The following is a 22,153-nucleotide window of genomic DNA, read 5'->3' on the forward strand; positions in this document are numbered from 1 at the left end:
TTGTTGAATCAGTTACAACAGTAACTTAGTATTGTTTATTCATGTGATTCTAGTGTTATTCAAATGCTTAACTGTGATCTGTGTCACATGGTATATTTTTTGTGGTGTGCTATTTTGCTGCATCGAATTCGGTGAGCATGATTTTGCAAAATCATGAAAGGACAATTCTAAAAGATAAATTCACCGACATTCTTTGATCAAAATGGGAAGGAAATTTTATAGTCAAACCCGGTCTAGGTAATCATTACCAGTCCGCTTTTGTCATGGGGATAAGAAATTAATTATGTTTGAGACTCTGATTAACGCTATTGAGACTGCAGTAAATGCCATTAACGGCTTACTGTGGGGTAGCGTACTTATATATGTACTGGTTGCTGCCGGTATACTCTTTACAGTTCGCCTTGGGTTTATTCAGTTCCGCATGTTTGGTCACGGTGCCAAATTAGTGATTCAAGGGCGCAATAAAACAGATGGGATCTCCTCTTTTCAGGTATTTTGTACCTCGATGGCTGCACGCGTCGGTACAGGAAATATGGCGGGTGTTGCCGTTGCTATTACTGTTGGTGGTGCGGGGGCGATTTTCTGGATGTGGTTGATTGCACTTTTAGGTATGGCGACGGCATTTATCGAGTCGACCTTAGCTCAGGTGTATAAAGTTAAAGATAGTGAAGGTCAATATCGCGGTGGCCCAGCTTACTACATGGAGCGTGGTCTTGGTAAACGTTGGATGGGAAGTATCTTCTCCATTCTACTTATCATAGCTTTTGGTTTTGCATTTAATGCGGCGCAGGCCAATACCATGACCGATGCGCTTAATAATGCTTTTGGTTTTGATAAAACTATAGTTGGCATAGTTATTATGCTTGCCTCTGCATACATCATTTGCGGTGGTTTAAAGAAAGTCGCCAGAGCATCAGAGCTGATTGTTCCCGTTATGGCCGTGGCTTATCTTGCCATCGCCCTTGTGGTGCTTGTCATCAATATCGATCAGGTTCCGGCGGCAATCTCACTAATCGTTAAGAGTGCGTTCGGGTGGGAAGAGGCTGCCGGTGGTGCAATGGGAGCAATGATGGCCGGTATTGCTCGCGGTCTGTTTTCAAACGAAGCGGGTATGGGCAGCGCGGCCAATATTGCAGCCTCAGCTACACCTAACCCAAATCATCCTGCATCCCAGGGTTTTGTTCAGATGATTGGTGTATTTGTCGATACTTTGGTGATCTGTACAGCTTCTGCCGCAATTATCTTGTTATCCGGAGTATTAAATAATCCAGATGGTCAGCAAGGAATTGGCCTTTTACAATTGGCCTTAACCAATGAGTTGGGTAGTTGGTCGGCTTACTTCATTGCCTTCGCGATTATCCTGTTTTGCTTCTCTTCGATTATTGCTAACTATAGTTATGCCGAAAGCAATGTTATGTTCTTGACTCAAAGTAAGAAGGTACTGTTTGTTTTCCGTGGCTTGGTGCTTGCGATGGTGATGGCGGGTTCTGTTGCTTCATTAAGTCTGGTTTGGAATTTTGCCGACGTGTCTATGGGGCTTATGGCCCTAGTTAATATTGTCGCGATTGTCATGTTATCTAAAGTCGCTTTTGCGGTGATTAAAGATTACGAGCGTCAGGTTAAAGCGGGCTTAACTCCGACTTTTGACAGCAGTCAGTTCCCTGAAATTGATGAGCTGGAGGAGGGGATATGGGTAATGAAGGAAAACAGCTCCGCTGAATCTTCTACCGAGAGAAACTGAGTATAATATTATTGAGCTGATGTTCGGCTGAATGGATTAGCACAATCTAAAAAACCACGCGAATTAGCGTGGTTTTTTTATGTTTGCATCAGTATGATAGCAAGCATTAAAGGCTTGTAAGGATTAGCGATGTTAGTTTTAGTTTCACCAGCGAAAACATTAGATTATGAAAATGAAGCAGGCACAAGCGAGCATACTTTACCTAAACTGGTTCAATATAGTGAACAGCTTATCGAAGAGTGCCGTAAGCTCGCGCCATCTGATATAGCATCACTAATGAAGGTAAGCGATAAAATTGCCGGTTTAAATGCGGCTAGATTTACAAGCTGGAGCCGGGATTTTTCTACTGAAAATGCCAAACAAGCACTTTATGCATTTCGTGGTGATGTCTATACCGGCCTGGATGCCGACACGCTATCTCAGCAGAGTATTGAGCGTGCACAGAAACACCTCAGAATTCTCTCCGGTTTATATGGCTTGCTAAGGCCATTAGATTTGATGCAGCCATACCGCCTCGAGATGGGGACCCGGCTAGCCAATACCAAAGGGACTAATCTGTATCAGTTCTGGGGCGATGTGATAACCGACGAAGTTAATCTGGCTTTATCGGAGCAGGGTGACCAGATTGTGGTGAACTTGGCGTCTAACGAGTATTTTAAGGCTGTTAAACCTAAACAGTTAAAAGGTTCTCTGATCACTCCGGTATTTAAAGATAAGAAAAATGGTCAATATAAGGTGATCAGTTTCTTTGCTAAACGTGCCAGAGGCATGATGGTGAGATACATACTGGATAATAATATTAAAACTTTCTCAGGGCTAACAGAGTTTGATTCCGCAGGTTATTATTACTGTGAAGCCGATTCGACTTCTCTGGCGCCTGTTTTCAAGCGTGAGGAGCAGTAAGTAAAGGGGGCTGTAGGGACTGGTTAGCAAATATATAGCCGGTTATTATTAGTCGGGAATAAAAAAGCAGCCAAAGGCTGCTTTTTTATGAGAGAAATTCCCCGGTTTATTTTGCTTCAATAATAACTGGCTTGAGGTTAGCACCGGTTGTAATTGGCCTGAGTTCAACTTCAGATTGTGCCATCAGGTAGGCAAATTGTGCGTAGGCTGCGACGTTTTGCTGCAGTGCCATCGGATCTATTTTGTCTAAAGTATCGTTTGGCGTATGGTGGTAATCAAAATAATCATGGCCATCTTGTCTGAGTGAGGCTACAGGGACTCCTTGTTTTGGTAGCATGGAGACATCAGGCCCTCCTGAAGCTGTATTACTACCTAACTTAACCCCATTACCAACCATAGGACTACTGACCGCGTGTATCGCTTCCAAAGCACTCTCGTTTACCCTGTAATCTATCTGATATATCCGCCCCGCACCAAAGTCTGACTCAGCAGCAATGTAATGTTTCTCCAGCTCATTTTTGTGGGCTTTGGCATAAGCTTTACCGCCTACAAGGCCGACCTCTTCGGCAGCAAAAAGTACCACTCGAACGGTGCGAGCTGGCTTTTGAGGGAGGTCTTGAATTAACTTGCCCGCCGCCGTTACTATGGCAACACCGGCTCCGTCATCGATTGCGCCTGTTCCTTCATCCCATGAGTCTAAGTGGGCACCGATTAACACTATCTCATCAGGCTTGCTGTTGCCGGTAACCTCTGCAATAACATTGTAAGAGGTCGCAAAACCATGGCTTTGTGATGACATGAAGAGATCGAGTACCACATTAGGATCTCGCTTTAGTATCAGATTAATAAGATCGGCATCCGGATTCGACATCGCCGCTGCAGGAATCTTTGCAACGCCATCCTTATACCTCATCATTCCTGTATGCGCCATTCTGTCATGGTCGGTTCCAATGGAGCGGATGACGATGGCTTTGGCCCCTTTCTGTGATGCGCTAATGGCTCCTCGGGAGCGTCCGCCAACCGTTTTACCGTAACCTTTACCGGTTTTGTGGCGCTCGGTGATATGGTCGATAAAGACAATTTTTCCTTCAACATCGCTTCTGTTAGCCCGCTTTAATGACTCTAATGTGTCAAATCTTATGATAGGGGCCCTTAAACCCTCTTTAGGTGTCGCTATGCTTCCCCCTAGTGCGGTTATTACTAATGGCTGAGAGAAGGGGGAGATCACTTCGGCTCGAGCCTCTCCTCGGGACCATACGGGAACTTGAACGGCTTCTTTGTATACCTTATCGAAACCCAGTTTAATTAATTTGTTCTCAGCCCACCGAACGGCGAGAAGGTCTTTATTGCTGCCCGCAAGCCTTGGGCCAACTTCAACTGTGAGAGATTCAACCAGATCATAAGCGAGAGGAGAGGCTAATGCGCTTTGCTGTAACTGTTTAGTTATTTTTATATTTGGTTCTTCTAATTGGATGCTTTGGCAACCCACTAACCCAGTGAAAAATAGGCTGATGAGCAGAGTACGACGATAGATTTTCATAAGTTTCCTTTGTTTTTATTACTTATGTCCCACTTTTGAAAACAATCTAGCAAAAAGTGTGCTTTATGTCCCGACTATATCTGTAAGGCAACGCTATATTAGTTCCGGGGATTGTTTTAGGAGAATTTGCGAGTAATGAATATTGAATTAATGCAGCAACGGGCAGATCATGCCGTTGTGATGTTGAAAGCTTTGGCGAATGAACGCCGTCTCTTTATCCTATGTTACCTTCTTAGTGAAGGAGAGATGTGTGTAGGTGAAATGAACAAGAAATTGGGATTAAGCCAGTCAGCTTTATCTCAACATTTAGCCTGGTTGCGTAAAGATAATTTGGTCGAGACCCGTAAGGAAGCTCAAACCGTATTTTACTCTTTGAAGAGTAAAGAGGTGTCGGAAATTATTAAGCTGCTGAATAATATCTATTGCCATTAGGCATGTTATTCATCTTCAACTGACAAAGTTTACTGATTTTGTCAGTTTTTTTATGCCTGAATTTTGATAATTAAGCTAATGGCAAAAAAAAGATATAAAAAAACCGGCCTAAGCCGGTTTTTTAAACGCTAATCTAAAATTAAGCAGCAAGTGCTTTGATCTTAGTGTTTAGACGAGACTTCTGACGAGCAGCTTTATTCTTGTGAATAAGGCCTTTAGTCGCCATACGGTCAACAATTGGTTGTGCAGCATTAAATGCTTCAGTAGCCGCTTTGTGATCGCCAGCATTAATTGCAGCGATAACTTTCTTTACGTATGAACGTAACATTGAACGACGGCTAGCGTTATGCTGACGACGTTTTTCAGATTGAAGCGCGCGCTTCTTTGCAGACTTGCTATTAGCCAAGGTGCAACTCCTAAATAGGGTTAGAGATTTTAAAGGTCGGGAATATGCCCTATTTTTGTCATTTTGTCAATGACAACGATTGAATCTTTATCTTAAAGATAAATTAATCCAATCAACTTGGCTATCTTCAACCTTACTCGTGTAATATGATGCGCAATTCTAACAGCTATTGTTGGAAGGTGACAGGGGGAAAATCAACTTTTTGAGACTACTCGCCTGAAGTTTTCAGCTCTATTCAGGGGGTTTTTTGAGTAAAAAATTGATTAAGTCGGGCATTATTGTCAGTGCAATGACCTTAGTTTCTCGTGTCTTAGGTTTAGTCAGAGATGTTGTGATTGCGAACCTAATGGGAGCGGGCAGCGGTGCCGATGTGTTTATCCTGGCGAATAAAATTCCGAATTTTTTAAGACGTCTGTTTGCCGAAGGTGCATTTGCACAGGCATTTGTACCAGTATTCACCGAGTATCAGCAGAAACAATCCGATGAAGAGGTGCGTCTGCTCATTGCTAAAGTTACCGGGACATTAGGGGTACTGGTCAGTATTGTCACTTTAGTCGGTGTTCTTGCTTCACCAGTGTTAATTGCACTGTTTGGTAATGGTTGGTTTGTCGCCTGGATTAATGATGAACCCAGCGGTGCTAAGTTTGAACTTGCCTCTTTATTGTTAAAAATCACCTTCCCCTACCTGTGGTTTATCACCTTCACGGCGCTGGCTGGCTCTATCCTCAATACTCGAGGCCGATTTGCCGTTTCAGCGTTTACACCCGTCTTCTTAAACATTGCGATCATCTGCGCGGCGCTGTTTGTTGCACCTGAACTTGAACAGCCTGAAATCGGTCTGGCATTGGGGGTATTTTTTGGTGGGTTAATACAGTTTCTGTTTCAATTGCCTTTTTTACTTAAAGAGAAGGCCCTTGTTAAACCATCTTGGGGATGGGATCATCCTGGAGTCACCAAAATAAGAACCTTGATGCTTCCCGCTATTTTTGGGGTGTCGGTTTCTCAAATCAATCTATTGTTTGATACCTTTATTGCCAGTTACCTGATGACCGGATCTATCAGTTGGCTATATTACTCAGATCGCCTACTCGAATTCCCCTTAGGCTTGTTTGGTATCGCTATTGCTACTGTGATCTTACCCGCATTATCTAAAAAGCATGTCAATGATGAAGGTAAAGGCTTTGAAACGACCATGAACTGGGGAGTGAAAGCGATACTATTACTTGGCATGCCTGCCATGTGTGGCTTGATAATCCTGGCCAAGCCAATGTTAATGGTTCTGTTTATGCGTGGAGCATTCACTTTCGATGATGTAGAGATGGCATCCTATAGCTTAATGGCTTACGGCAGTGGTTTGTTGAGTTTCATGCTGATCAAAGTGCTGGCCCCCGGTTATTATTCACGGCAAGACACTAAAACGCCGGTTCGGTATGGCATCATTGCTATGGTGAGCAATATGGTGTTTAACGTCATTTTTGCTATTCCATATGGGTATGTCGGCTTAGCTATTGCGACCTCTCTGTCGGCATTGCTGAACGCAGGTTTACTCTATCGCGGCCTGCATAAAGCTAACGTTTACCGGGTAAACAGGCAAACCGGGCTGTTCTTCTTTAAAACTTTATTGTCTTGTTTAGTGATGACGCTTGTCTTAATACAGTTTTTACCCGGTCAGGATATCTGGCTACAACAGGTGTTTTCACAAAGAGCAATATCACTCTTAGGCCTGATTGGCTTAGGGGCTGCAAGCTATTTATTGAGCATGATTTTGCTGGGAATTCGTCCCTGGAAGATAAAAACGGGACTATAAATAGCGGTTCAATGTAAGAGCGAGCAAGATCATTGCTGATTATCCATGTCAGCTGGTATATAATCCGCCCACTTAAGCTAGCTAGTTATTTAATGTAATGGAACTAATTCGCGGTATACATAATATTTTACCAGCACATCATGGTTGCGTTCTCACTATTGGCAATTTTGATGGGGTCCATCGTGGACATGCTGAAGTTATTTCGAAGCTAGTAAAGAAGGCTCGCCAATTGAAAGTTCCGGCGACATTGATGACCTTTGAGCCTCAACCACAAGAGATGTTTAGGGGCGAAAGTGCACCTGCCAGACTGAGTATTCTCAGAGATAAGATCTTCTTACTCGAAGAACTGGGTATTGACAGGTTAGTGTGCATTAACTTTAATGCAAAGTTCGCTAACTTACCTGCTGAAGACTTTATCGATAAACTATTGGTCGAATCTCTTGGGGTGAAGTATCTGGTTGTCGGTGACGATTTCTGTTTTGGTAAGCAGCGCAAGGGCAATTTTAATATGCTCAAGTCTGCCGGTGAACAGCACAGCTTTGCTGTGGTTAGTACCCAGAGTTTTCTTCTTGGTGATAAAAGAGTTAGCTCGACAGAGATCAGAGACTTGCTTGCCAAAGGCAAGATGGAGCAAGCCAGACGCTTACTCGGTCACCCATTTACCCTTTGTGGCAAAGTAGCGCACGGTGAGAAAATTGGACGAACATTAGGTTTTCCAACTGCCAATATTGCTTTGAAACGTCAAGTTTCTCCCGTTCGAGGAGTGTTTGCCGTTAAGTTGTATTGGGATAACAGCGATACTTATGAAGGCGTTGCGAATATAGGTTTTAGACCTACAGTCAATGGCCAAGTATGCCAATTAGAAGTACACATTTTTGATTTCGACGGTGACCTGTACGGGCGAACTGTCGAAGTCGAATTGGTAGCAAAGATTCGAGATGAGCAGCCATTCCAATCACTGGAAGCGCTGAAGAGACAAATTAACAATGACGCTGACAAAGCCAAAGCTCTGCTTGGCTGCGATGCAGGCTAAGCCCCTTGGCTAAATTAACGGTATAGGATCAATGAGCGACTATAAATCTACTTTGAATTTGCCGGAAACTGAGTTTCCGATGCGTGGTAATCTGGCTAATCGTGAGCCAGTGATGTTGAAGTCCTGGACAGAAGATGGGCTGTATCAACAGATCCGTGATAGCCGTATTGGCCGTAAGCCTTTTATCTTACATGATGGCCCTCCATATGCGAACGGCAGTATTCATATAGGCCATTCCGTCAATAAGATCCTAAAAGACATTATTGTAAAATCTAAGACACTATCTGGTTTCGATGCACCTTACATCCCTGGTTGGGATTGTCATGGTTTGCCTATCGAGCTAAAGGTCGAGCAGAAAGTCGGCAAGCCGGGACATAAAGTTACTGCTGCACAGTTTCGTGAAAAGTGTCGTGAGTATGCGGCTAAGCAGGTCGATGGTCAGCGTGAAGACTTCATCCGCTTAGGTGTCTTTGCTGATTGGTATAACCCCTATTTGACCATGGACTTCGGTACTGAAGCGAATATCGTTCGTTCATTGGCTAAAGTGATCGATAGTGGTCACTTGCATAAAGGTGTTAAGCCTGTTCATTGGTGTACCGATTGTGGTTCAGCTCTGGCTGAGGCCGAAGTTGAATACGAAGATAAGAAGTCTCCGGCTATCGATGTCGCTTTTGCTGCTACGGATAAAGCTGCGTTATTGGCTAAATTTGATGTGCAGGACTGTACCGGTCCAGCATCTATGGTTATCTGGACGACGACACCGTGGACATTGCCGGCAAACAGAGCCCTATCTGTTTCGCCTGAGCTTGATTATGTTCTCGTTGAGTTTGTAAAAGATGGCGCTACCTCGACAGTTATCCTTGCCGATGAGCTGGCCGAGTCTTGCATGGAGCGTTATGGCGTCGAGTCTCATAAGGTACTAGGAAAAGCTAAAGGGCAAGAGCTTGAGCTGTTGCGTTTTAACCACCCTTTCTATGATTTTGATGTGCCTGTGATCTTAGGCGATCACGTTACTGTTGATTCGGGTACCGGTGTAGTACACACAGCCCCAGGTCACGGTCAGGATGACTTTGTTGTCGGACAGAAGTACGGTCTGGAAGTGGCCAACCCTGTCGGTGATAATGGTGTTTATAAGGCAGATACAGAGATATTTGCAGGTCAGCACGTATTTAAGGCAAACGACAATGTCGTTGCGCTTCTTGAAGAGAAAGGCGCCTTAATCAAGCATGAAAAAATCCTTCATAGTTACCCACATTGCTGGCGTCATAAGACTCCAATCATCTTTAGAGCTACACCACAATGGTTTATCTCTATGGATCAAAAAGGGCTAAGAAAGCAAGCGCTTGGTGAGATTGAGAAGACTCAGTGGATCCCGGATTGGGGCCAGAGCCGAATTGAAAAGATGGTTGAGAACCGCCCGGATTGGTGTATCTCTCGCCAACGTACCTGGGGCGTGCCAATTACCCTATTTGTTCACCGTGAAACTGAAGAGTTACACCCGGATAGCACCTCTTTGATGGAGCGTGTTGCCAACAAGATCGAACGGGAAGGTATTCAAGCCTGGTGGGATCTAGATGCATCAGAGCTTCTTGGTGATGAAGCCGATCAGTACCGTAAAGTGACCGACACATTGGATGTCTGGTACGACTCAGGGTCTTCTTTCTCGTCGGTTGTTGCCTCTCGTCCTGAGTTTCAGGGTCATGAGATCGATCTTTATCTGGAAGGTAGCGATCAGCATCGTGGCTGGTTTATGTCCTCATTGATGATTTCGACTGCTATGAATGGCAAAGCGCCATATAAGCAAGTGCTTACTCACGGGTTTACCGTGGATGGTAACGGTCGTAAGATGTCAAAATCTATCGGTAATGTTATTGCGCCACAAACTGTGACGAATAAGTTAGGTGCCGATATCCTGCGTCTATGGGTCGCTGCGACCGATTACAGCGGTGAGATGACGGTATCTGATGAGATCTTAAAGCGTAGCGCCGATGCCTATCGTCGTATACGTAATACTGCACGATTCCTGCTTGCCAACATCAATGGCTTCGATCCTGTTAAAGATCTCGTGGCCGTCGAAGATATGGTTGCTCTGGATCGCTGGGTAGTGCGCCGCGCAGCTGCACTGCAAGATGAGCTGATGGAAGCTTACGAGCAGTATAACTTCCACGTGGTAACACAGAAGTTAATGCAGTTCTGTTCAGTTGAGCTCGGTAGCTTCTATCTCGATATTATTAAAGACAGACAGTACACCGCTAAAGGCGACAGCGTCGCTCGTCGCAGTTGTCAGAGTGCGCTTTACTTGATCTCTGAAGCTATGGTGCGCTGGATAGCGCCAATCTTAAGTTTCACCGCCGATGAAATTTGGCAGCTACTACCGGGTGAGCGTGATAAATATGTCTTCACTCAAGAGTGGTACCAAGGGCTTGAGTCGGTGACACTTGAGTCAGACTTGAGTGATGAGTATTGGGAGCAGTTGCTATCTGTCCGTGGTGAAGTCAACAGAGTGATTGAACAAGCTCGACGTGAGAAGCAGATTGGTGGTTCTCTGGAAGCTGAAATTACTTTATATGCGGACGATGCTTTGTCACAAGCATTAGCGACATTAGGAGATGAGCTCAGATTCGTTCTATTGACCTCAAAAACTGAGATTGTTGCACTATCATCTGCTCCTGCCGATGCTATCGAAACCGAAATGGTATCGTTAAAGCTAGGATTGCATAAAACAGAATATGAGAAGTGTGAACGTTGCTGGCATCACAGAGAAGACGTTGGTCAAGTGGAAGCGCATTCAACGCTCTGTACTCGTTGTGTGACCAATATTGAAGGTGACGGTGAAGTTCGTCAGTTTGCTTAAAGAGAAGTGTTAATACAAACGAAGTCGGAAGCGAAAGCTTCCGACTTTCGTTAGTAAACTCGCTATTTTTTCACTATTATCAGAGCCTATTTGATATGGCGAGGTGCCAAAGTATGCATAGAAGGAAACATTTTAATGCCAACTAACTGGAAAGAAAGTGGTTTGCGTTGGTATTGGATAGTTGTATTGGTGTTTATCGCCGATCAGGTATCGAAGCAATGGGTCTTAACCAACTTTGAACTGCATGAATCGGTGAACTTATTACCTTTCTTCAACTTTACCTATGTACGTAATTATGGCGCTGCATTTAGCTTTTTAAGTGATGCCGGTGGGTGGCAAAAATGGTTATTTACCTTTATTGCTGTCGCATTTAGCACCATATTAACTATCTGGCTCAGAAAGCAACCGACTAAGATGTGGAGACTAAATTTAGCCTATACCTTAGTGATTGGCGGGGCCTTAGGAAATCTGATTGATCGCCTGCAGCATGGCTATGTTGTAGACTTCTTAGACTTTTTCTGGAATACAAGCCATTTTGCAGCTTTTAATATTGCCGACTCGGCTATCTGTGTTGGTGCTGGTCTGATCATTCTTGACTCATTTATCGGTGATGATAAAGAGAAGAGTCAGAATGGGCAAAATGATAATAAAGCAGCGAAGGAGTAATACACTTGTCTGATCTACGTTCTATTTTATGTCATATGAATATAGTGCTTGAAGATGGCTCTACAGCCGACAGCACTAAGGCTTCTGGTAAGCCCGCTAGATTGAATATCGGTGACGATACCCTGAGTCCGGCTTTTGAGTCTCAGATAGCAAAATTGGTTGAAGGTGATAAGCACACCTTTACCCTCGAGGCAGGTGATGCTTTTGGTGAATCTAACCCAGATGCGATTCATCATATGGACAGAAATAAGTTTCCGGCAGATATGTCGCTCGAGCCTGGTGTTATCGTCAGTTTTGGCGGACCTGGTGGAAGTGAGATCCCCGGTATCGTTCGCGAACTGGCTGGAGATTCGGTTACCGTCGATCTGAACCATCCTTTAGCGGGTCGAACAGTAACATTTGAACTTGAAGTCGTACAGGTGCTTTAGAGTATGCAAGAAGCTAAGAGTCTGCAGATAAAACTGGCAAACCCCCGTGGTTTTTGTGCCGGTGTCGATAGAGCGATCAGCATTGTTGAACGTGCGTTAGAACTTTTCTCACCCCCTATTTATGTTCGACATGAAGTCGTTCATAACCGTTATGTGGTGCAGAACCTTAAAGATCGAGGCGCAGTGTTTGTTGAAGAGCTTAATCAGGTTCCCGATGACAGTATCGTGATTTTTAGTGCTCATGGTGTATCACAAGCCGTGAGAGCCGAAGCAAAACACCGTGGATTAAAGGTATTTGATGCGACTTGTCCTTTGGTGACTAAGGTTCATCTGCAGGTGACTCGTGCCAGTCGTAAAGGCATCGAGTGTATTCTGATTGGCCATGCTGGCCATCCGGAGGTTGAGGGCACTATGGGGCAGTATAATAACCCCAATGGTGGTGTGCTCCTGGTTGAGTCTCCGGCTGATGTAGAGTCCTTAGTGGTCAAAGATAAGGAAAACTTATGCTTTGTGACTCAAACGACTCTATCGATGGATGATACTAAGGATGTCATTGAGGCTTTACAGAAACGTTTCCCGGCGATTCAAGGGCCTCGAAAGGATGACATCTGCTATGCTACTCAAAACAGGCAAGATGCCGTGCGTAATGTCGCGGATGATGTTGACCTGTTTCTTGTGGTGGGTTCGAAGAACAGTTCTAATTCAAATCGACTGCGCGAGTTAGCCCAGAAGAGAGGCACGCAAGCTTATCTGGTTGATAGTTCAGATGATATTGATGCCGCTTGGTTCGATGGAGTCACCAAAGTTGCTGTGACAGCCGGAGCCTCGGCTCCAGAAGTGCTTGTTAAACAAGTCATAGACGCTGTCGCCAAACTTGCACCCAGCGTTATCACTGAGGTGGAAGGGCGTAAAGAGGATACCGTTTTTGCCGTGCCGGCAGAACTGAGATAATTTTTACTTAAGTAAATAGTATTGTTAACAAAAAGGAGGCTTAGGCCTCCTTTTTTGTTGCCTGAATTTCATACTGGATCTAATGGAGAGGATTTTTAGACACTAATATTACTAGCGCCTAACATTCGACTCATCTATGATTAACTAATGTTCTGGTTTTTTGCCTAACTTTAGGATTTTAAAAGGGTAAATTGATTATTTTTCGTCAAAAATATGACGAAATCGGGAGGTTTGACGATAATGCAGAATGAAGAGAGAGGCTTTTCTTTAATTGAGGTCATGGTTGCACTTGTGATCTTAGTTGTTGGGCTGGTTGGTGTATTCAATCTTCATATTGTCGCTAAGCGAGGTAGTTTCGAGTCCTTTCAGCAGACTCAAGCCTCATATTATGCCAGTGATATTATCAACCGAATGAAACTTAATCGAGACCAACTTGCCAACTATGCAGGGAACTATACAGGCGTTCCTGCTACCCCCTCAAAAGCTTGTACAGGAGCTGCTATATGTAGCACAAGCCAAACAGTAACGTGGGACCTCTATGAATGGAGAGCTTCCTTTGTAGGGCAAGCCGAGAAGGTCGGAACGACTAACGTTGGTGGATTGGACACTCCGACTGGTTGTGTCACTATCAATGGCAATACCGTCACTGTGGTTATGGCTTGGAAAGGAATTCGTTCTATTTCGGATGCTGGTGAAGCGGGTAGTTGTGGAAGCTCAAGTGATAGACGTCGACTCTTTACATTGCAAACAGTGATCATTTAAATGAAGAGATTAGCAACTAGTATGACAAGATTTCATAAAGGGATGTCACTCGTAGAGTTGATGGTTGCCATGGTCATCAGTCTTTTTTTATCGGCTGGCATCTTTACCATGTTTCTTATGTCTTCATCTAATGTGACGACAACAGGCCAATTTAATCAGATTCAGGAAAGTGGCCGTATCGCATTTGCTATTATGGAGCGAGATATAAGCCAGTTGGGGTTTATGGGAGACCTTACCGGTACGGACTTTATCGTGGGCGTGAATACCACCGTCGATGCCCCTATAGCTGCTACAGACTGTATTGGAGCAGGCTTAAATAATGCCAGTTTACCGAATAATCAACCCGCTCATTTTAGGCGTCTCTGGGGATATGAAAACGGTGTAAGCACTCAAAGTTTGGCATGTTTACTTAATGGCGTAAGAGATAAAACCGACGTTTTACAGATTAAACGCTTTATTGGACCGAGTGTTGCTGCTGGTGATTCAAATGGATACTACGTATCAGCGACTTCCAGTCAGGCTATATTTTTTAATAATGGTACACCTTCAGCTAATTTAACAAATGCCCGAATTTGGGAGTATCAACACCATGTGTACTTCATCGATAATGATGCTAATGGTATCCCGGTTCTAAGCCGTAAAACCCTTACCGAAAATGGTATGGGAAATGATGAGCAGCTCGTTGAGGGTATCGAAAACATGAGAATTCTCTATGGTTTTGATAACGACGGTGATAGCACTCCCGATAGCTATATGCCTGCAGATAGTGTGACCTCTTTGATGTGGGACAATGAAGGTTTTCAGCGTCTAGTCGCATTAAAAATGTATTTATTGATACGTTCGGTTCAACCGGATAATAGCTATACCAATGATGTTCAATATCAACTTGGGGACAAGGTTATCAATGCCCCTAACGATAATTTTAGGCGCAAAGTGATGTCGACGACAATTGTCTTAGAAAACCCAGTACTGATAAGAAGCTAATAGAGGTTGTGGATGAATAAACAGAAAGGTATTGCTCTATTTTTTTCTTTGATTGTACTTGTCATCATGACCGTGATTGGTGTTGCTTTAGCCGTAAACTCTAATCAATCGATGAGAATGGCTGGCGCAGGTTCAGAAAGGCTTGAAGCGAAGGCGGTTGCCGATGGTGGGCTCACTCAGGTAATTTTTGATAATACGGGAGCTTCTTTCGCCAGCCTTGCAGTTGAAACTACCGCGACTGCTTTTGGCAGCAATCAAGTGATCACTCCATTGCCGGAGACTGGCGTAAGAGATGTGGGTTGTCAGAGAACATCGAATGCAACAGGGGCTAATTTGGTTAGCTGTAGGCGAGTGCAAATAACGAGTACAGTGGCATTTGGTCGAGATGATTTGGGTTCGCTTACCGTTGCTTCTGGTGTAGAGCAGCAAGTGCTGACAGGGAATTAATGATATGTTTTATAAGAACTGTTTATGTGGTGTATTTACCGTTTTACTGATTTTGTCGGCAGGCACTTTTGCCGACGATACTGAACTCTATCTGATTGACTCTTCTCCTAAAACAGGTAAACGTCCACAGGTGTTATTTGTTTTTGATAACTCCGGGAGTATGTCGACGGAGGATCAAAATGCAGTGAGTTCTTATTGTTCGGCAGCTGAGAAAGCAAGTGAGACATGTGATTATGCCGATGGATTTGGTGATTATTTAGAGGGCTACTCTGGATATATCAATAATAAGGGAATTTATTGGAATGCTGGCGGAATTGATAATACCACTAGTATGCCTGTACCGGAGGACCCCAACGAAAGTCGTCGTTTTGAGGTGTCGAATAACAATTGTAATAGTGCAGTTATAGCACTGAATGAGCGTGGCAGATACACAGGTTATATTAGAGAGTTTAAGTCCAGCGGTAATACAGGGGCGTGGTTCTCATTAGCTGAGAACAACGGTCTGAATAAGGCGGCTTTGGTTGACTGCCATGAAGACATTCTTAAACCTGATCCTAAAAACCCTGGGAGTATCGTTAAGGGGAAGAATGTAACGAAGTTCGACGATGGTTATCCGATAGATCACAAAGATATGTATACCTCAAGTGCCACGGAAGCTGATCGTTTATTTAGTGAGGCTAATACAGATTTTGGTAAAGGCTCACCAGTTACTTTATATACACCGCATTATTTAGTTTGGTATCAGTGGGTAACAAAAACTGAAGAGGGGCAAAGTAGTGGTGGCACTGGGACAAGGTTGGAAGTTGCAAAGGATGCGTTGAAGACAGCTTTGACCGGTTTATCTATCCCTATCGATGCGGGGTTAGCAGTGTTTAATCTGAACTACCCACAAGAGTATGAGATTGATGGCGGAAGGATCGTTTCAGGTATTAAAGAGATGACGCCGACCAATGAAAGTACTCTTATCTCCTTGATAAATGGTATGCCTGCACAAACCAATACACCGTTATGTGAAACGTTATATGAAGCCCACCAATACTTTAGTGGTGGGGCTGTGACCTTCGGTAATAAAGACCGCAATGGACAAGGCTGGTATAAGATAGATGGTTATGTGCCAAATACCCCGCCAAGTATTATCAGTTCGGGTAGCTATACCACACCTTTTAAAAAGTGCCCTGATACCGCTTATATCATCTACATTACCGACGGTGCCCCAACGTTAGATAGGGCTGCAGACAGTGCTATCGCCGGATTAACAGCCTCAGCGACCAATGCTGGCAACTATGAGCCTTTTACCTTCACGAATTCAAGAGGTGATGAAGAGACAAGTTATATGCCCGCTCTAGCGGCTTATATGTATAACAATGATTTGGTGAAAGGTGTGAAAGATGCAACAGGAGTCGACAATCAGCAAAACGTACAATTATTCACCATCGGCTTTTCCGATGGTGCTGAAGATGCGGCGGCTTTACTTGAGGAGGCGGCATTTCGAGGTGGAAACCCCAGAGAGAATGATATATCGAAAGGCTATTACGTTGCTAAAAATGGTCTGGATTTACTCGAAGCTGTGGATGATGCCTTAAAGTCAATTTTGTCTATTGACTCATCTTTTACATCGCCCAGCATCGCCAGTAATAACTTTGATAAAACGCAAACCTACAACTCAGCCTATTTTGCTATGTTCCTGCCCGGACAAGGCCCTCGCTGGAGTGGAAATCTTAAAAAGCTAAAGGTGAATGGTTCGGGTGATATTGTCGGTCCCGGCGGTACGGCTAATGCGATCGATTCTAATGGTAATATTGCTTCCACCACGTGCACGTTTTGGAATACCTGTTCGGGGGCAAATAAAGATGGTAATAAAGTCACTGCCGGTGGTGTATTACCCGCATTGAGAACGGCGCTTAAAAATAGAAAAATATTAACTAATAGAGGTACCAGTTTAGTCGATATTGATAATGTATCGACCTCGACTATGTATTCACTACTGGGTAGCCCGATTACGGACTCTCAATCGACCGTCGTTCGAGAGCATCTCGACTGGCTCTATGGTGTGGATGTCGATGATGATGATAATAATGGCAGCTTCTCCGATGCCAGAGAAGATGTGATGGGAGACCCTCTGCACTCTAAGCCTCTGGCAATCAACTTTGGCCCCTCAACTTCAAGCTTAGATGTTCGGATCCTTGTTGGTACCAACCAGGGATTAGTGCATATGTTTAAAGACTCTGACAAAGGAAGTGGAGATTACTCAGTTGGAACCGTTACAGAGTCTTGGGCATTTGCGCCTGCTGAGCTGCTTAATCATATTCCAGCCCTAAGAGAAAACTTACCAACTGGCACTCATAGTGAGTACGGGATGGACTTATCACCTGTTGCCTATACTGAAACGGATTCTAGTGGCAAAGTTAATAAGGCGTGGGTTTACTTGGGAATGCGCCGAGGTGGTGTTTCCTATTATTCGTTAAATATTACTAACCCTGATAGTCCCACGTTCAAGTGGAAGATAGACTCAAATACGAGTGGTTTAGAGGACCTAGGGCAAACTTGGTCAGAGCCAGTAGTTACATTTATTCCGGGGGTAGAGGGACCGGTGCTCATATTTGGTGGCGGTATGGCTTCATCAGATGGGAGCGGTGAAACTGTGTATGTTGTTAATGCTGATACTGGTGAGTTTATCCATAAGTTTGCAGCTGCCGGAATGTATAGTGTCCCGAACAAGGTGGCGGTGTTAGACAGTAACAATGATGGTATAACTGACAGAGTATATGCAACAGACATCGGCGGTAATGTGTGGCGTATGGATCTACCTTCAGCGGATAAAACTAGTTGGTCAATATTTAAATTTGCAGAAATTGGTTCGGGAACTGCACCCAATGATAGGATGTTTTTTGCAGAGCCCACGGTGGCTCAGACACAAATCAATAATATTCATAGTGAGAATGGAGTCTTGTCTTACCAAAACCTTCCATATGATGCTGTTACGGTTGGTACGGGGAATCGTACTCATCCGTTAGATACTGTTACTAACGACATGTTTTATGTATTTCAAGATAGAGATGTTGTGAGCAAGACATTTTCTAGTGCCGATACCCCAGCAGCTTTGACACTTACAGATTTATATAATGTGACCTTATCGGCTCCATCATCTGAAAGTGATAATCTTGCCTTCGGTACAAGGAAGGGCTGGTATTATAATTTTGCAGGTTCGGGTGAAAAGAGCCTTTCTGCATCATTAATTTTCGATGGGAAAGTTTATTTTACCTCCTTCCTGCCACCAGTTGATAAAGAGGTTGACTTGGATGCGGGAGTTTGTGGCTTCTCTGGTCAAGGTAGGCTTTACGTATTTGACTTACATAAAGGAACGAGGACATCCAGTGAGCTTTACTATGAAATTGGTGAGCGGGTTCCTGATACTCCACAGATTGTCATCCCAGAGCCTGAAGAGGGTGAAGACTCTATAGCTTACATTATTGGGGTTGGTAAGGGGGAGTGTGAAAATGGTGAATGTAAAGGAACTGTAGAGTTAGGAAGTGGACTAACGACTAACCGAATCTATTATCATCTAGATGAGAGTAAGTAATGGAAAATATAAAAGGATTTACCTTAATTGAAGTTATGATCACCGTGGCGATTGTTGGGATTTTAGCGGCTATTGCCTATCCCTCTTATATTGATTATGTCATTAAAAGTGGTCGTTCAGAAGGGGTTGCTGCCGTGCTTCGTGTTGCAAACCTACAAGAGCAGTACTATATGGACAATAGAGCCTATGCGACGGATATGACAAAACTGGGGTTAGGTGCAACAGCTTATAAATCTGAACATGGATACTATGAAGTGACATCTAGTGGTACGAGTTCTTTCACCATCACCGCGAAGGCAATAGGAACACAAGCTAGTCGTGACTCAACATGCAAAACAATTACCTTAACCGATACTGGAGTTAAGGGCCCCAATACGGAGTGCTGGAAATGATGAGAAATATTGGATATCTCGGTAGTTTATTAGTAGTGGCACTTTCTATTGCTCCCGCCGAAGCTGCTTACCAAGAATATAAATGCCATGTGTCCAGTACAAAGAAAGGAGAACAAATAGTGTTCTACCGTTGGAAAGTTAAGGATCAGCAACTAAAAGTGGCTAGTTTACCTGGTAAGCAGTTAACAGATCATCAAGGTAAAAAATATTTTATAAGAGAAGTATTTGAGTGTGTCTCATTGGCAGAGGACTTTTCTAGTGAGAAAGCTAAGCGCCTTGATGAGAGAACATTAAGGTAGTGTGCGCTAAGTTGTTCTAATTGATATGTATATTCGTTAACCTGCTAAGTTAATAGCGTAAACTGCTCACGAGCTTAGCAGCTTTTTCCATCTTCACCGTATGATACTAGCCCACTAACGCTTACCGAAACACTTTTTGATAGGCTACTTTTCCCACCTGGACAGTAAATTAGAGTTGCACTGCTTGATAGACCATCAGGGGAAAATGAAAAGGTAGAACTTGATCCTTTTAGTCTATCATTGGGGTTAAAGTTATCGATTACGCGTAACTCTTTTTCACTGCTATCGGCTCTCGTTATATATACCCTTATTCCATTTCCCCAGTCGGTACCACATGAGGTAGCAGAGGCGAATGCACAAACATTTACCGTTGTACCATAGCTTATAGCTTGGTTTCTTGCGAATAGGAAAATATTGTTGATTTTTTCTATATTATTATTTACTCGTACACCTTCATACACTGAAATCAAAGATGGTACACCTATACCAAGTAAAATAGCCGCTACAGCTATTGTCACCATTACTTCAATGAGTGTGAAACCTTTTGATAATCGCAGCATGAGCTCTTCCTTTCAATTCTCTGTTAAGTATATGTGAGAACCAAGTAGTTTTCAGCATCAAATAGCAATTAATTACAGCCAAAATATTGGCTGTAAAGGAAATTTTGACAGAGGATAGAGGATAGAGGATTTTAAGGCTAGTTTAATTACATCGGATATTACTGTCTTTAGAAAAGCGTATTTTACCGGCTTGATTAATTATTACCGCCTTTGAATGCTCGCTAGATACTGAGCCTGGACAATAGCGAAGTGTCCCGTTGGTACCGGAAGCTAATCCATCGGGTTGAAATCGAACTGCTGAGCGATTGTAAGTGACATTATCACCTTGATGGAAGCGGTCTGTTGTCAGTAAAACTTGATCTGAGCCATCTATAGTATTGGGATCTCCTCTATCGATAAATATCGTGATCCCTATTCTCCAGTCTTGTGTACAGGCTCCCTCCAGCAGTGGGCAAGCTGTAACTCTAGATCCATAACTAATAGCGCTGTTTCTGGCTAGTTGTAATGTGCTTCGTATTGTTCGTATGGCACTATCTGCGCGGTAGGCCTGATATAGAGATGATAGTGATGGTATTGCTATGCTGATAAGTGTCGTTGATACAACGAGTGTTGTCATTAGCTCTATTAATGTAAATCCGGCATGAGTTTTCATGGTTTCCTCCCTGGAAAATTAAGGTGTATGCATCCGGCAATCACCGTTGAGCTACTTTAGAATCGGTAACTCAATACCTGAGTATAGCCGCTGATATGGGCCATGTTAGGAGTTATTTATATTGTTCTGAACTAAGAAAAATGCTTCTTTATTGTAAATAATATAATCGACTACAGTGTCCATGCCAGTCATGCTAAGCTTAAGGATTGAGAGATAAAACCCATTGAAGCAAGTATAAAGGAGTGTTTGATGAAGAAGGTCGAAGCCATTATTAAGCCATTTAAGTTAGATGATGTGCGAGAGGCGCTTGCTGAGATAGGGATCACCGGAATGACGGTCTCGGAAGTCAAAGGCTTTGGACGGCAGAAAGGTCACACTGAGCTTTACCGTGGTGCTGAGTATATGGTGGATTTTTTACCTAAAGTAAAAATTGAACTGGTTATTCAAGATGAGTTATTAGATCAGTCCATTGAGGTTATCGTAGATACAGCTCGAACAGGAAAAATCGGCGATGGTAAGATCTTTGTCACCGAAGTCGAACGTGTGATACGTATCCGTACCGGTGAAGAAAACGAAGAAGCTGTTTAGTCGACTCTTTTTCTGTTTTAGAAATACTAAGTACCGCAGAAACTTCTCTGCGGTATTATTATTTCTAATCCTTGAATCGTTTATTTTACAGCCGGATGGGACGAGGAGTCTCTTATCACTGGTTCCGGTATAAATATTTTTGCATCTTCAGAAGTTTGGGCACGTCTATTGGCGATTAGCAGCTCGGTTGCCATCTGAGCAATCTTCTGGTTTGGCTGATGTACGGTTGTCAGTTTTGGCCATGTCTGCCTCGAGAAAGGGCTGTCTTCGAAGCCAACAATAGATATGTCGTTAGGAATATCCATTCCTTCAAGTCTGGCCGCAAATAGCGCTCCGGCTGCAATTTCATCGTTACAGGCGACTATGGCAGTAGGTCTATCATCTCTTTTCAACAGCTCTTTAGCGCCTTTTACACCGGACTCGAATGAATATTCACCTTCAATAATATTATCTTTTTTGATGGCAATATTATTCACCTCCATCGCTTGAGTAAAGCCGGCCAGTCGCTCTTTGGTTGATTCATGGTGCTGATCGCCACTCAGAAAAGCGATATTTTTATGACCGAGTTCAATCAAATGTTGAGTGATAGAAACGGCACCATGCTTATCGTTCACCAGCACTGCCAGACCAGTCTTTGCATCGATTTTAGCGCCAGCTATAATACGTACATAATTTGCATCTATCTTATCTAATGCTTCTAATATTTTAGGGTCTTCAGATAGTGGTGGCGTCAACACTAAACCAGCTAGCCTTGCATGCTTTACCATCTTAGTTAACTCTTCACAGATGTTATCTGCTTTAGCGTTACATGGATGGATCAATAACTCATAGCCCAGCTCTTTGCACGAAGATAGAATTCCATTTTGCATATCAATGACATAATAAGCATTTGGGTTATCGTAGATAAAGCCGATGACATATGACTTTGTGCCCGCCAAATTTCTTGCTGCTAAATTTGGTTGGTAATTTAGTGCTTCGATGGCTTCATTGACCTTATCAATGGTAGCCTGCTTTACAGATGGTTCATTATTGGTGACTCGGGAAACCGTCTTTATTGAGACGCCTGCATATTTTGCTACATCGTTTATTGTGACTTTCATTCAGCTAAACACTCTTTATATCAGTGTA

General features: G+C 43.5%; 21 protein-coding genes. 16 read left to right on the plus strand and 5 right to left on the minus strand.

Annotation, left to right across the window (positions count from 1 at the left end):
* The first annotated feature begins 283 nt into the window (after positions 1 to 283).
* Positions 284 to 1,741 carry an alanine/glycine:cation symporter family protein gene (locus tag EKG38_RS09090; protein WP_126519952.1) on the plus strand — a complete coding sequence of 486 codons (1,458 nt, stop codon included), beginning with the start codon at positions 284 to 286 and terminating at the stop codon, positions 1,739 to 1,741.
* 129 nt (positions 1,742 to 1,870) lie between these two features.
* Positions 1,871 to 2,644, plus strand: coding sequence for a peroxide stress protein YaaA (gene yaaA / locus EKG38_RS09095; protein ID WP_126519953.1), 774 nt, complete (start codon positions 1,871 to 1,873; stop codon positions 2,642 to 2,644).
* Positions 2,645 to 2,750: 106 nt separating this feature from the next.
* Here yaaA and EKG38_RS09100 read toward each other — a convergent pair whose 3' ends face one another.
* Positions 2,751 to 4,184, minus strand: a complete 1,434-nt coding sequence (locus EKG38_RS09100) for a M20/M25/M40 family metallo-hydrolase (protein WP_126519954.1) — start codon at positions 4,182 to 4,184, stop codon at positions 2,751 to 2,753.
* 135 nt (positions 4,185 to 4,319) lie between these two features.
* Here EKG38_RS09100 and EKG38_RS09105 point away from each other — a divergent pair, with 135 nt between their 5' ends.
* Complete coding sequence (locus EKG38_RS09105) at positions 4,320 to 4,616, plus strand: ArsR/SmtB family transcription factor (protein WP_012141537.1); 297 nt, start codon at positions 4,320 to 4,322, stop codon at positions 4,614 to 4,616.
* Between the two features lie 139 nt (positions 4,617 to 4,755).
* On the opposite strand, the gene rpsT is transcribed toward EKG38_RS09105, so the two are convergent.
* Positions 4,756 to 5,022: a 30S ribosomal protein S20 gene (gene rpsT, locus EKG38_RS09110; RefSeq protein WP_012141538.1), complete on the minus strand. Its 267-nt coding sequence runs from the start codon at positions 5,020 to 5,022 to the stop codon at positions 4,756 to 4,758.
* Positions 5,023 to 5,269: 247 nt separating this feature from the next.
* Between rpsT and murJ the strand changes: the two genes are divergently transcribed.
* The 12 genes from murJ to EKG38_RS09170 all read left to right on the plus strand — a co-directional run bounded on the left by murJ (position 5,270) and on the right by EKG38_RS09170 (position 19,225).
* Positions 5,270 to 6,829, plus strand: coding sequence for a murein biosynthesis integral membrane protein MurJ (murJ, locus tag EKG38_RS09115; RefSeq protein WP_126519955.1), 1,560 nt, complete (start codon positions 5,270 to 5,272; stop codon positions 6,827 to 6,829).
* 97 nt (positions 6,830 to 6,926) lie between these two features.
* Positions 6,927 to 7,862, plus strand: a complete 936-nt coding sequence (gene ribF, locus EKG38_RS09120; protein WP_126519956.1) for a bifunctional riboflavin kinase/FAD synthetase — start codon at positions 6,927 to 6,929, stop codon at positions 7,860 to 7,862.
* A gap of 31 nt (positions 7,863 to 7,893) precedes the next feature.
* Entirely contained in the window at positions 7,894 to 10,716 is a 2,823-nt protein-coding gene (gene ileS, locus EKG38_RS09125; RefSeq protein WP_126519957.1) for an isoleucine--tRNA ligase, read from the plus strand.
* Between the two features lie 135 nt (positions 10,717 to 10,851).
* Entirely contained in the window at positions 10,852 to 11,382 is a 531-nt protein-coding gene (lspA, locus tag EKG38_RS09130) for a signal peptidase II (protein WP_126519958.1), read from the plus strand.
* Positions 11,383 to 11,387: 5 nt separating this feature from the next.
* Complete coding sequence (fkpB, locus tag EKG38_RS09135) at positions 11,388 to 11,810, plus strand: FKBP-type peptidyl-prolyl cis-trans isomerase (RefSeq protein ID WP_126519959.1); 423 nt, start codon at positions 11,388 to 11,390, stop codon at positions 11,808 to 11,810.
* A gap of 3 nt (positions 11,811 to 11,813) precedes the next feature.
* Positions 11,814 to 12,761: a 4-hydroxy-3-methylbut-2-enyl diphosphate reductase gene (gene ispH, locus EKG38_RS09140; RefSeq protein WP_126519960.1), complete on the plus strand. Its 948-nt coding sequence runs from the start codon at positions 11,814 to 11,816 to the stop codon at positions 12,759 to 12,761.
* 240 nt (positions 12,762 to 13,001) lie between these two features.
* Positions 13,002 to 13,523, plus strand: a complete 522-nt coding sequence (gene pilV / locus EKG38_RS09145; protein WP_126519961.1) for a type IV pilus modification protein PilV — start codon at positions 13,002 to 13,004, stop codon at positions 13,521 to 13,523.
* A gap of 21 nt (positions 13,524 to 13,544) precedes the next feature.
* Positions 13,545 to 14,507, plus strand: a complete 963-nt coding sequence (locus EKG38_RS09150) for a PilW family protein (protein ID WP_246033122.1) — start codon at positions 13,545 to 13,547, stop codon at positions 14,505 to 14,507.
* A gap of 12 nt (positions 14,508 to 14,519) precedes the next feature.
* Positions 14,520 to 14,954, plus strand: a complete 435-nt coding sequence (locus EKG38_RS09155; RefSeq protein ID WP_126519963.1) for a pilus assembly PilX family protein — start codon at positions 14,520 to 14,522, stop codon at positions 14,952 to 14,954.
* A gap of 4 nt (positions 14,955 to 14,958) precedes the next feature.
* Positions 14,959 to 18,534, plus strand: a complete 3,576-nt coding sequence (locus tag EKG38_RS09160; protein ID WP_126519964.1) for a pilus assembly protein — start codon at positions 14,959 to 14,961, stop codon at positions 18,532 to 18,534.
* Positions 18,534 to 18,926 (plus strand): type IV pilin protein, encoded by a 393-nt coding sequence (locus EKG38_RS09165; RefSeq protein WP_126519965.1) that lies wholly within the window; start codon positions 18,534 to 18,536, stop codon positions 18,924 to 18,926. The genes EKG38_RS09160 and EKG38_RS09165 overlap by 1 nt, the downstream gene beginning before the upstream one ends.
* Positions 18,923 to 19,225: a TapY2 family type IVa secretion system protein gene (locus tag EKG38_RS09170; protein ID WP_126519966.1), complete on the plus strand. Its 303-nt coding sequence runs from the start codon at positions 18,923 to 18,925 to the stop codon at positions 19,223 to 19,225. Before EKG38_RS09165 ends, EKG38_RS09170 begins: the two co-directional genes overlap by 4 nt.
* Before the next feature lie 74 nt (positions 19,226 to 19,299).
* Here EKG38_RS09170 and EKG38_RS09175 read toward each other — a convergent pair whose 3' ends face one another.
* Together EKG38_RS09175 and EKG38_RS09180 are read right to left on the minus strand one after the other, a co-directional pair.
* On the minus strand, positions 19,300 to 19,785 hold the full coding sequence (locus tag EKG38_RS09175) for a GspH/FimT family pseudopilin (protein WP_126519967.1): 486 nt from the start codon (positions 19,783 to 19,785) through the stop codon (positions 19,300 to 19,302).
* Positions 19,786 to 19,927: 142 nt separating this feature from the next.
* Entirely contained in the window at positions 19,928 to 20,437 is a 510-nt protein-coding gene (locus EKG38_RS09180) for a GspH/FimT family pseudopilin (protein ID WP_126519968.1), read from the minus strand.
* Between the two features lie 249 nt (positions 20,438 to 20,686).
* On the opposite strand from EKG38_RS09180, the gene glnB reads away from it, so the two are divergent.
* A complete protein-coding gene (glnB, locus tag EKG38_RS09185) occupies positions 20,687 to 21,025 on the plus strand; it encodes a nitrogen regulatory protein P-II (protein ID WP_012141553.1) in 339 nt (112 codons plus the stop codon).
* A gap of 80 nt (positions 21,026 to 21,105) precedes the next feature.
* Here the strand turns inward: glnB and EKG38_RS09190 are convergent, their stop codons facing one another.
* A complete protein-coding gene (locus EKG38_RS09190; protein WP_126519969.1) occupies positions 21,106 to 22,125 on the minus strand; it encodes a LacI family DNA-binding transcriptional regulator in 1,020 nt (339 codons plus the stop codon).
* Positions 22,126 to 22,153 lie beyond the last annotated feature (28 nt).

This window comes from Shewanella canadensis (assembly GCF_003966225.1).
Classification (GTDB): domain Bacteria; phylum Pseudomonadota; class Gammaproteobacteria; order Enterobacterales; family Shewanellaceae; genus Shewanella; species Shewanella canadensis.